Genomic DNA, 11,491 nt, shown 5'->3' with positions numbered 1-11,491 from the left:
ATTTTCTAATATGCCCATACACTCCCGTTCGCCATTCTCAAATCCCCACTGCACTAGCTTTGAATATTATACAATACGCCATACACTCCCTTTAGATAATCTTCAATCTATCCCGCAAACACGTTTCCCGGATTATGTATATTTATAGTAATCAAAATAATCTCCCATGGCAACACAAATGTCTGTCCTCCCTTTTACGGGAAAACTCGGCAATCTCATTGGGTACAAGCGCAATGGCAAATACTTCCTGCGCTCCATGCCTGAAAGCGTGCAGCAAACGGCTGCTACCCGCCGCGCATCCCGGCGCTTTGGCATCGCCAGCAGGAAAGGCGCTTTTATCCGTAAGGCTTTCTACCCCCACCTGGACATCCATTGTGACGGCGCCCACATCAATCGGCTCAACAGGCTGCTCATTGCTGCCGGCGATCATCACGAGGCGCTGACTGGCTTCCGCTTCCATCAACATACCGGCGTAGATCGTTTTTTCACAGTGGCACCCCGGCTTCTCCGTAACGGGATATTAAATATTCCCGCACAAACCATCACCGGGTATCAAGGTATTGCTGCCCTGGAAGTAAAAGTGATCGCCACGCGTATTGATTTTACATCACGTCAGGTGGCGGGTAGCGAAACGGTTACGCTCATGATAGACCCCGATACCACTTTCCAGGAAACAAATGTTTCGCTGGAGGTACCTGGGCAGGGTTCACTGGTAGTGGTTTTCCAGGTAAGAGCCATGTACAAAGACGGCCTATCGCACAGCAGGCAATATATGGCCGCTGATATTATTGCGGTGGCAGCCCCACAGGTACCCAAATACGCTCATAAACGTATTTATCCAAAGCGGAAAGTATTGCTTCCCGACCTTACCTATACATACGCATATCCAGCTGTCATTCAACTGGAATAAAGCCATTTTGCCCCGGAGATATTTTGATGAATAATCCCTTTATACCTGCTTCCTTTTAATAGTACATCTCTTTCCGCAGCTACAGTTGGTACTGAAGCAGCCCTCCTATGGCCGTTTCTTCGCCCCATCCATTTGCTGATGCAATTCCATCCCGGTTATACATCCGGAACTCATCCCCGCATCAAGTCCACCTCTCCTGCACTACTTCTATAGGTACTTAGCGGGTCCTAAGCATAGCCTGGACGGAGCCTACATAATGAAAAGATAATGCTGACTATATGATGTGGGCCTTAATGCACTATGTCTTAAAAGCGTATTTAGCGACAACCAAGATAAAATCTCTTCTAAAATATCAAAACACCTGTTTTCCAATAGATGAGAAAAAAAATGCACAGGTATCAAAAATGAAAGTATCTTCGCTGGCAAAGCTGCCACCAGCATGGTAAATACCGAAAAAAGTAACATGGCTACACAAGTAGATCTCTATGGAGAGAAATTTAAGACAAATCCATATTACAGTAAATCATGGTGCATCGGAACCAACAAAATTGGTAAATAATAATCTACCAATTCAACAATGACATCTACATGGATAAAAATGTGAATCAACCTTTAGTTACTGTTTTTATGGCCGCCTTTAACGGGGAAGCTTATATTGAAAAGGCCATACAAAGTGTCCTCAATCAGAGCTTTACCGATTTTGAGCTATTAATTATTAATGACGGCTCTACGGATCGTACACTTGACATCGTTCGTAAATTTACTGATCCCCGGATTCGCTTAGTTCACAATGACGGCAATAAAGGTCTTACTTTCACCCGTAACCGTGGAATTGAAGAGGCAAAAGGGCAATACATGGCAATTCTGGATTGTGACGATTTAGCCATGCCTGACCGTCTTAAAGCGCAAACCAGTTTCTTAAATTCGAATCCTGAAATCGCCATATGTGGCGGACAAGCCATCACTATTGATGAATCCGGCAAACAGATTGGTAACTTAAATGTGATGGCCGGAAATAAGAATATGTCTCCCGAATTGGTGTTTCACAATATCTTTATCAATTCGACCTTAATGATCAAAAGATCAGCCATGCTGGAGGCAGGTGGATATAGAGATTATTCCCCCGCGGAGGATTATGATCTTTCTTACAGCATCTCTTTACATCATCCGGTAGCCAACCTTAACGAGGTCCTCGTCGCCTACCGCCTTCACGGCAATAACATATCAAAGGTTCAGAATGAGAAAGCAATCAACGCAGAACTCCGTATCATCGAAAACATCCATACCAACCTGGGTATTCCTAAAGATGAAAATTTAATTCGGATTCATCATGATTACTTCTCTTATCGGTTTTTATCCAGAAGCTCAAAAGAATTCCTACAGGTTTTTGAGGCCTTAAAACAGGGTAATTCTAAATCCAGGAATTATTCCATCCATGTATTCAATAAAATACTCTTCAAAAAATGGTTTTTACATTTAAGACATACAAAGGAAAAAAGAATTCTTCCCCTATATTTTAAAAGTAGATTATTTGAATGGCAATTTGTTACTTTTAAGGAATTGCGTAAAGTATTCAAGCAAGCTTTTTTTCGTAATCTCTTCTTAAGACAACATTAATATTAATTACCTTCCCACGATCCACTTTGCCTTACTGGTTGTAACTAGCTTAGCGATAAAAAACTAACCGCATACATCAACAAAACCCTTAGAATAGGTATAGCGCTGTTCGGGCAAATTTTTAGTCCCATCAGGCAGGATCACACTTTTTCTTTAAGCGCCACTCTTTAGGATCGCCATGAGCTATTACCCTTTGATAAACGCATCTAAGAAATAAAAAAGCCTGTAGATATTAAATCTACAGGCTTTAATCACCTTTTAACAATGTTATTTGCGGAGAGTCAGGGATCACAATCGAACACTTAATACCTGTATTGACAGTCTTAAAATTGTGTAGGGTTATATCACCCTGACCGGAATGCAAAAGCTAACTTTGAAGAGTTCTCCCTTGGGTTGCTCCGTATAAAGTTCAAAATAGGGCTTATCGTCAGGAATATAGTTGTTATTGGGAAACCATTGACCATAAATCCAATCCCAGGCTTTTGGAAAATCTTTTGAGGATAGCTCAAATTCACAGATCAAATATTTCCCTTCTTCTATATTCATTTTTCCTATGATACCGCTTGTTTCAGTTTCCGGGGGAATAGATATGCACAAGGTCATCCTTTGTTTATCATTAAGCGCAACTTTTGGGTTATCATGATAAAGAATCAGGTACTTAAAATCATTTTTAATCAATTCTCTAGACGCAGCCCAGGCAAATAGTTCATCCCGGCTTTTTTGATATGATTCATTATTCCCTATGTAGGAACCAAAGTTTCTGATGTAAGCCACCGTCATTGTTGGAAGCTTTTTCACCTCAACATTTTTAATAATTTCCATATTACCTGTCCATTTTATTGTATTGGACTCCGGACAAAAATATAGGGTAATGCTATCTTTGATATGTTGATTCCTGCTATTCGTTTGACTGATATTGCTTTTTTGCATACTCACTTTTCTAAAAGAAGACGGGGGCGTTTTGAAATGCTTTTTGAAGTGCCGCGAAAAAACTGAAAGATCTGAAAAACCGCATTGAATAGCAATGTCTATCAACTTCTTCCCGGGCTGGGACATGATAAACGACGCCGATTTTTCTAAGCGAAGTCTCATTATAAAATGAAATGGGGATTCGCCGATACAGGCTAAGAATATTCTATGAAAATGGAATTTGGAAAAATTAGAGACAGCCGCCAGCTCCTCCAGTGAAAGAGATTTTTCCAGATTCTCATCTATATAATCTACAACTTTGTTGATATTTTCTATGTAGAAATTATGTTTTTTTTGCACGTGTCTTACAGATTTTGTTCTTTTTACTTTCAGCCAGTGTATTAACAAACAGGTAGTGAGGCCCAATTTCCGGCGTCAATGCAGGCCAGAAATTCATCAAGGACCAAGTTACAAAGAGGTCAATAATTTCTCTAATAAAAAAGAAGGGAATCAGTTAAAGTTTCACGATTTCGCCGAACTAAAACTATGAACTCTGGGGTATTTTAAGGTAATTCCTTAAAACGAAAAAGCCTGTAGATATTAAATCTACAGGCTTCAATCACCTTTTAACAATGTTATTTGCGGAGAGTCAGGGACACCATATACCGACCAAATGCATCTCAACAAAGACTTCCAACACTTCTTAGATATTACCGGATGGATCTTATTGTATTATGAAAAAGTAAATGACCTCTGCACCTTACCATATCTTGATCCGCTTATCTTCGTCCAGGTACATCCGCTCTCCGGATCGTACATTAAAAGCTGAGTAAAAAGCGGGGATGCTCATTAGTGGGCCATTTACACGCCATATGGGTGGAGAATGGGGATCGTTATTAACCCAGTAGCGCAGGTATTCGTCTTTCATTTTCACCCGCCAGATCCTGGCCACTGAAAGGAAAAATCGCTGATCAGGTGTAAAGCCTCCGATCCTCGTTGTATCCTGTCCTTGTTTGGTCATTTTAAAAGCATCATATGCTACGGCAATTCCGCTGATATCCGCTGTGTTTTCTCCTACTGTAAGCGCACCTTTTATATGAATGCTATCTAGTACGGTGAACGTACTGTACAGGTCAATGACCTGTTGTGTTTTGGCCTTAAACTTCTTATAGTCTTCAGGTGTCCACCAGTTTTTTACGTTACCATCTTTATCAAACTGGGCCCCCTGATCGTCAAATGTATGCGTCATTTCATGCCCGATCACCATGCCGATGCCACCATAGTTAAGCGCGTCATCAGCGTTGTTGTCAAAGTAAGGAGGCTGCAGAATTCCGGCGGGGAACACAATCTCATTGGCGGAAGGATTGTTATAAGCTGTAACTGTGGAAGGTGTAGTGAACCACTCAGTCTTGTCAACCGGCTTCCCCAATTTGGCAAGGTTGTATTGGAAGTTGTTCGCAGCCGCCGATACCACATTCTCAAAATATTTATTCCTCACAATATTTACATTGTTGTATTCGCGCCACTTATCCGGGTATCCGATCTTTTTGGTGATAGCAAATAATTTCACCTTGGCTTTTTGCCTGGTGCTGTCACTCATCCAGTCCAGCTTGTCCACCCTATTGGAGAACGCCTTCTGCAGGTTATTCACAAGCTCCAGCATCCGTGTTTTGGCCGACTCCGGGAAATATACCTTCGTATATAATTGTCCCAATGCCTGGCCGAGATAGTTGTCTACCACGCTTGACATGGTCTCGCCGCGTGTTTTTTGCACGGTCTGTCCCGTAAGGACTTTATTATATTCAAAGGATGAATTCACAAAGGGTTTGCTGAGGCAGTCTGCATAGGTACTGATATAATTTACGCTCAGGTATACTTTCCAATCCTCGAGCGGGATCGATTTGAGGAGCGTGTTCAATTTGTCATAATAACCTGGTTGAGCTATATCCAGTGAATCTATGGTAGCACCCAGATGTTGGAAAAAAGTTGTCCAACCTATATTGGGTTGTTGCTTATTTAAAGCCGCCAGCCCTACTTTATGGAAATTAGCTTTTATATCCCGCAGCTCAACATTGGTTTTATGTGATGTGGCTAGCTGCTTTTGGATATTGTAAACAAGGGCTGCATTTTTTTGCGCTAACGCAGTATTGCTTCCTGTCAGCGTAAAAAGATCTGCGAGGTATTTTTTATATGCCTGCTGTATAGCAACGGTGGCTGTGTCAGTCTTGAAGTAATAATCCCTGTCAGGCATGCCGATACCAGTTTGATAAATATGCCCCATATTCATGCTACTGTTTTCCTGATCGGGCGAAACTTGAAAATCAATAAGGGAGATGTTTGACAATTTGATTTCTTCCGCTATGAATGTAAGCATATCAGCAATACTGGTGATGGTATTGATCCGCTGCAACCCGGCTTTGAGTGGCTCAAAGCCACGCTGATTGATGGTACTGGTATCCATTCCGGAAGCAAAAAAATCACCGATCTTTTGTTCTAGACTGCCGGGGGGATTACTACTTTTTGATACGCTATCTAGGATACCCTGTAACCTGAGACGTTGCTGATAGTTCATAAACCGGTATGCCCCTACGCCCGACTGGCTGGGGGGTATTTGTGCGGTATCATACCATTTTAAATTTACATAATTATAAAAATTATCGCCCGGCCGAATGGTCGAGTCGATTCCCTCAATAGCAACGAAGGGTTTTTCATTTGTTCGCGGTTGGCAGGCAACAAAAGAAACTAAGAAAACGGATAGTAAAAACCAGTTTTTCATATAGATTAGATTGGTTGCGAAATGATGTTGAATGATTAATAAAGATATCGTTTCTATCTAATACTTTTTCAAATAGATCCTACTGAAGATGCTGGAATCTTTATAGAATTGAGGAAGAATGTATTTGATCAGTAATAAAATGGATAGCTGTTATTATTTTACATCCTTAAACCAGGTAAGATGCTATTATATTTGGGAAATAAGGTAAGGACTATCTTTTTAAGCTCCACTCAAAAGTAAAACCAGTAGTTATAGCTAAAGTAATAGCTTCCAAAGTAAATTGTCCCTCGCTTGCCAGATTTATTATAAGATTGTCTTTGCCCAATGTTGCGTAAAATATCGGCATCAACAATTGATTTTTTATGGCTAATATAATTAAGGTGAACAGCAAATACTTTAACCATCTTGTTGGTGAAAGTTTATCCCAAATTAGGATGGCCATTATCATGCAAGCCATAACAGGTTCAATAAAGCTGATATATGAAGGTATGAGCACTTCAGGACCATAAGGCAATTTACACCATTCGCCTGTAGGAGCAAGGTGAGCGATCGGGTTCATTACCGGCTTCCAGGCTGCTGTAATTAATGGACTCGCAACAAACATGAAAATAGCAGCTATGGCAGCTGCAGCCCAAAATTTAAGAAAAAAATTAGTTAGCCTGGGAGCAGAGAAAACTATTAATCCACACATTACAGCTATCGCCAGTAAGTTTGGGATGTTGTTTATCAACATATAGCCTATCGAATTGCTGCAATAGCCATTCATAAATGGCCCCCTAAAAAGGCTTTCTGTTAACATAGCCTCAACAATAAACAGCATGGCCCATTTTTTTGCAATAACTCCTTCCACTTTCTTATCTGCCAATTCCCAAAAAAACATCAAACCCAGGACTGAAACCAGGCGAGTGAAGAATTTGTAAGGTGCGGTAATAACTGTAAAATCAGGAAAGGCTATATTCATGCATTGGAGCATTACAATATGAACACTTAGCGAAAGCACCAGGCTAATGATAACTCCTGTACTAAATTTCAACCAGTTAATATTGTATTGTTGCATAAAGTTAAGGATGGTTTTATTCAACTGTATTTGGCTAAGGAGTAGTATTGACCACTCTAAAAAACACTTTACCGATTATTGCCGAATGTATGTCATTAAAAGAAATTACATCAAATCTTAAGAAGTGTTTTGCGACTTAAAGTTATAAGATAAGATTTGTTTTTGCTTTTGATGACGTACAGTTATTGTCAAACAGTCGTTTATTATTATGTTGGTTAACCCAATCCTGAGAAGAAATTTGTAATATCTTTTGAAAGTAATTCTGGCTGTTCCATCGCAGCAAAGTGCCCACCAGCAGGCATTGTTGTCCAATATCGGATATTAAAACCTCTTTCAATATATGACCGGGGTGGAGTGGGCAATTCTTTTGGAAACTTAGCAAAGCCAACTGGCACTGTTACATACTCATTCTCTTTAAATACCAATGGTTTTTTACTGTTTTCGTTATAAATCCGCATAGAGGAATGTATGGTTTGCGTTATCCAGTATAAGGTGATATTGGCAAGCAGCTCATCTTTGGTAAAACTATTTTCAATATTTCCATTATTATCACTCCAGCCTTTGAATTTTTCAACGATCCATGCACATAATCCAACAGGGGAATCATTTAGCCCGTATGCAGCTGTCAATGGTTTCGTAGCATGTATATAAGCATATGCACCCTCCCTGGCAGACCACTCCGCTCCGGCTTTCTGAAAAGCTAATACTTCCTCAGAAAGCTGTTCGCTATCCGCTATATAGGGCTTATAAGAGCCAGAGATATAGTTGAGGTGCAAACCAATAATATTAGATGAATATTTTAAAGACAACCATGTGCTGATCCCCGAACCAATATCACCACCTTGTGCTCCATAACGTTGATACCCAAGTTCCATCATTAACTGATGCCAAATGTCGGCAACAAATTCGCTGTTGCAACCGGGATGAATAATTTTACCAGAAAAACCAAATCCTGGAATAGACGGGATAACCAGGTCAAAAGAAAAGTAAGGGTCTTCAGTCAATAAGGGTATAAGTTTCATCATTTCCAGAAATGACCCTGGCCATCCATGGGTTATTATCAATGGTACTGATTGCTTACCCTTTCCTTTGATATGCATAAAATGAATCTGGTTCCCACCAATATCAGCCATGAAATTGGGATAAGAATTGATTTCAGTTTCAACTTTTCGCCAATCAAATGTATTCTGCCAGTACTTTGTCAATTCTTTCAAGTAAGAAAGATCAGTACCATAATTCCAATCTGATCCTGTTATCTGATCTGGCCATCGGGTTAGATTTAACCTTAATTTTAGATCATTTAGAACTTGTTGTGGAACATTGACTGAAAATGGTTTAATCATATTGATAGATGTTGACATCTCTATAAATGAATGATTTATTTTTGTGATGAAAGGTAACGAAATACCGATTAAGGATAAGCTGCTCTTCCTAATTAATTCTCGTCTGGTTAGACGATTCATTGCCATAAATTCAATCAGGAATTGATAGTTTTCAGCGGTAAAATCATGACCTTTCCCCTAAAAACGGTAGCGTGTAAATTATTTTGGACACTCCTGATTTTATATCCTTCTTTGTGCAACATCGGAATAATGTATCTCCAATTAGAACCATCCGACCAGGCCCCATGTACCAATATAATGGTTAAATTTTTCGATTTTCTTCTTTCACTTATAGTTCGTTTATAGTAGCATATCTCTTTCATCAGACCATTTTCATCAAATTCTCAATTTTCATTTAGCGGCTTGGGAAAGCAAACTTACGCCCCATAACCACCAGCGAAATCACGATAACCATTAATAGGAAACTTGTCCACGGTATTGCACCGGGACCTGTATAATCCAAAATCAGCCCACCGATAAATGCTCCGGAAAAAACCCCTATGTTATAAACAGTAACAGTTATAGAGCTTCCTATTTCAGGAGGCCCCTTAGTAGCATTGATAGTTGCGGTCTGCAATAGAGAGGGTAGGCCTCCGAAGGAAATGCCCCAGAATACGATACATGTATAGAAAACAAAATAAAAATGACCTGCCAAAGAAATGATGAATAATGCGCTCACCCCGAGAAGTAGGGATGATAATAATGTTGATCTCATATGAGCATCAATAAATCTTGTAGTAACTAGAATTCCTGACACCGCTCCGATACCGAATAATCCTAAAGCAAGACCTGCATTATCTTTAATTCCATTAGTGACCATGATTGGCGACAGATAAGTGTAGGCTACATATATCGCAAGTGAGGCTGTAAATGTTGTGGTCATAACCAGAAACACACCTGGGATCTTGAATGTCTTAACTGGTACGCTCATCTTCTTTTCATCAGCTTTAAGGCCAGGAATTTTCCATGCTATCCACACAATGAGCATAAATATCAATGCAGACAAGGCTGCAAAAGTGCCTCGCCATCCGATGATCTGACCTAAAAAAGCTCCTACAGGCAATCCAACGGAAAGCGCAATCGTACTACCAGCCATTACCATTGATATGGCCTTCCCTGTATTCTTTTCATTTACCAATCTCGCCGCATAACCAGCTATGAGTGGCCATAGGATGCCGCCAAAACCTCCTGCCAATATTCGCATAACCACGGTAAGCCAATAGTTTTGTGAAAAAGCTGTAATGACATTTGATAAAAAAAAGCCAAAAATAACAGTCAGCAGCAAAGGCTTGCGTGAGAAGCCGCTTGTTAATGCAGTGGCTGGAAAAGCTGTTAAGACTGTACCTAGCGCATAATATGAAACCAGTCCTCCGATGCTTGATTCACGAACTTGTAGATCATTCGCCATACCAGGCAGTACTCCTGCTGGTAGAAGTTCTGTTATGATAGCCGAAAAAGCAACCGTTGTGAAAGCTAACAGCGAAAAAAAAGGAAATTTTTCTCCTGACATTTTTTAGTTATTACAATTCAAACCAATCACCAGGTTCTTTAACCATAATACCTGTGTCTAAATCTGTTAAGCTGACCCTCAGTCGCTCTACTGGGTTTGGAGTCTCGATATAGATAGGAGGTTTATGCATGGTATCATAATGTATTGGAACCACAAAGTCAGCCCTAAGGATATTTGCGGCTACAGCAGCCTGCTCTGGGGTCATTACTGCCTCAATTGAGCTCATTGGCCTAAGCGGTGGAAAATCTACAATTGGCGCATTTATTGGCAGGAATGCAACATTAAAGGAACCAAATCTGTGAAAAATCCTCCACCACAAGCCATGATACAAGGTATCTCCGGCATGAATGATTCTAAATCCCCCGCACTCTACAACCCAGCTAAGCTGGGGATCTCCGAAGCCATCAACAGCAGGCACCGAAAAAATCCGAAACGGCCCGACTTTTCTTTCTTCCCACTCCCCGATTATTTCAGTCCTGAGCTTGTACTTTTTGAATTCGATCTCCGCATACTTTGTCAGTGCCATATCCGCATCGTTGCCCATGGCCGTAACCGGCCTAAAAACCGGCGCATCTGTGCTAAGCGCCACATCTAATGCCCCAGGGTCTGCGTGGTCATCGTGTAAATGCGTTAATAACGCGACTGAGGCTGCGCCTGTTTTAGAAGATGCAGGAAACCGTTCCTCAGGATTACGTATCACCGCCAATTGAGAAATATCTTGAACATAATCTATCAAAAGCGTTTCTCCTGCGCACTCAATTTCCAGTCCAGCCCAACCCAGCCTACGCATCCTAACTTTTTCTTTATTGCCCATAATTTTTTCACCTTTTTATTGACAAGGCAAATTTGCAGGTAAAAAAGAGACCATTGATAGGCAGATATTCCTTAAGAGTTAGCAATTCTTCCTGCGCTGGATAAATGGAAATACTATAGGAATTTGAGTGGGGTTTACTTGTGCTGCAATGCGGATTTATCACGATATTGAACGGGAGATATACCTTCCCTATTGCGAAAAAACCGACTAAATGTCTGAATATCGTTATAGCCCAATTGATGGGCAATTTCCTTGATTGAGAAGTTGCTGTAATTAATCTGCCTTCTTGCGTGAATCATAATCCTATCGTGAATAATTTCACGTGGAGTACGTTTTAAGATAGCAGAAAATAAATTAGCCAGTGTTTTGTAGTGCCCCCCAAAAGTTAGACACTTCTTGGGGGCATTTTTTATGAATAAAAGGATAAAATACAGCTTAAAGCAAAAGTTAGCTGCAATCATCGCCGTAGAAAAGGGGAATGAATCTATACGTTCAGCAGCTAGCCGTCTTGGTTGC

General features: G+C 40.5%; 9 protein-coding genes. 2 read left to right on the top strand and 7 right to left on the bottom strand.

Annotated features, from left to right (window positions below):
* Window positions 1-166 precede the first annotated feature (166 nt).
* Window positions 167-910 (top strand): hypothetical protein, encoded by a 744-nt coding sequence (locus AC1DCV_RS30850; protein WP_477026777.1) that lies wholly within the window; start codon window positions 167-169, stop codon window positions 908-910.
* A gap of 588 nt (window positions 911-1,498) precedes the next feature.
* On the top strand, window positions 1,499-2,527 hold the full coding sequence (locus AC1DCV_RS30845; protein WP_477026776.1) for a glycosyltransferase family 2 protein: 1,029 nt from the start codon (window positions 1,499-1,501) through the stop codon (window positions 2,525-2,527).
* 339 nt (window positions 2,528-2,866) lie between these two features.
* Here the strand turns inward: AC1DCV_RS30845 and AC1DCV_RS30840 are convergent, their stop codons facing one another.
* The 7 genes from AC1DCV_RS30840 to AC1DCV_RS30810 all read right to left on the bottom strand — a co-directional run.
* Window positions 2,867-3,796 carry an AraC family transcriptional regulator gene (locus AC1DCV_RS30840; RefSeq protein WP_477026775.1) on the bottom strand — a complete coding sequence of 310 codons (930 nt, stop codon included), beginning with the start codon at window positions 3,794-3,796 and terminating at the stop codon, window positions 2,867-2,869.
* A 400-nt stretch (window positions 3,797-4,196) separates the two neighbouring features.
* On the bottom strand, window positions 4,197-6,212 hold the full coding sequence (locus AC1DCV_RS30835) for a M13 family metallopeptidase (RefSeq protein ID WP_477026774.1): 2,016 nt from the start codon (window positions 6,210-6,212) through the stop codon (window positions 4,197-4,199).
* A 211-nt stretch (window positions 6,213-6,423) separates the two neighbouring features.
* Window positions 6,424-7,269 carry a hypothetical protein gene (locus AC1DCV_RS30830; RefSeq protein ID WP_477026773.1) on the bottom strand — a complete coding sequence of 282 codons (846 nt, stop codon included), beginning with the start codon at window positions 7,267-7,269 and terminating at the stop codon, window positions 6,424-6,426.
* A gap of 215 nt (window positions 7,270-7,484) precedes the next feature.
* Window positions 7,485-8,630, bottom strand: coding sequence for an epoxide hydrolase family protein (locus AC1DCV_RS30825; RefSeq protein WP_477026772.1), 1,146 nt, complete (start codon window positions 8,628-8,630; stop codon window positions 7,485-7,487).
* Window positions 8,631-9,006: 376 nt separating this feature from the next.
* Complete coding sequence (locus AC1DCV_RS30820) at window positions 9,007-10,161, bottom strand: MFS transporter (RefSeq protein WP_477026771.1); 1,155 nt, start codon at window positions 10,159-10,161, stop codon at window positions 9,007-9,009.
* Window positions 10,162-10,171: 10 nt separating this feature from the next.
* Window positions 10,172-10,975, bottom strand: a complete 804-nt coding sequence (locus AC1DCV_RS30815) for an MBL fold metallo-hydrolase (protein WP_477026770.1) — start codon at window positions 10,973-10,975, stop codon at window positions 10,172-10,174.
* Between the two features lie 134 nt (window positions 10,976-11,109).
* Window positions 11,110-11,491: helix-turn-helix transcriptional regulator (locus AC1DCV_RS30810; protein WP_477026769.1), on the bottom strand; the 382-nt coding region annotated here is incomplete at its 5' end.

It is taken from the genome of Chitinophaga sp. 10T418, from assembly GCF_056394125.1.
The sequence above is the reverse complement of the archived record's forward strand: the minus strand, read 5'-3'. Positions and strand labels throughout refer to the sequence as shown.

Coding starts and splice junctions, on each gene's coding strand:
- AC1DCV_RS30850 (WP_477026777.1), top strand. CDS start 167: ATGGCAACACAAATGTCTGTCCTCCCTTTTACGGGAAAACTCGGCAAT.
- AC1DCV_RS30845 (WP_477026776.1), top strand. CDS start 1,499: ATGGATAAAAATGTGAATCAACCTTTAGTTACTGTTTTTATGGCCGCC.
- AC1DCV_RS30835 (WP_477026774.1), bottom strand. CDS start 6,212: ATGAAAAACTGGTTTTTACTATCCGTTTTCTTAGTTTCTTTTGTTGCC.
- AC1DCV_RS30830 (WP_477026773.1), bottom strand. CDS start 7,269: ATGCAACAATACAATATTAACTGGTTGAAATTTAGTACAGGAGTTATC.
- AC1DCV_RS30825 (WP_477026772.1), bottom strand. CDS start 8,630: ATGTCAACATCTATCAATATGATTAAACCATTTTCAGTCAATGTTCCA.
- AC1DCV_RS30820 (WP_477026771.1), bottom strand. CDS start 10,161: ATGTCAGGAGAAAAATTTCCTTTTTTTTCGCTGTTAGCTTTCACAACG.
- AC1DCV_RS30815 (WP_477026770.1), bottom strand. CDS start 10,975: ATGGGCAATAAAGAAAAAGTTAGGATGCGTAGGCTGGGTTGGGCTGGA.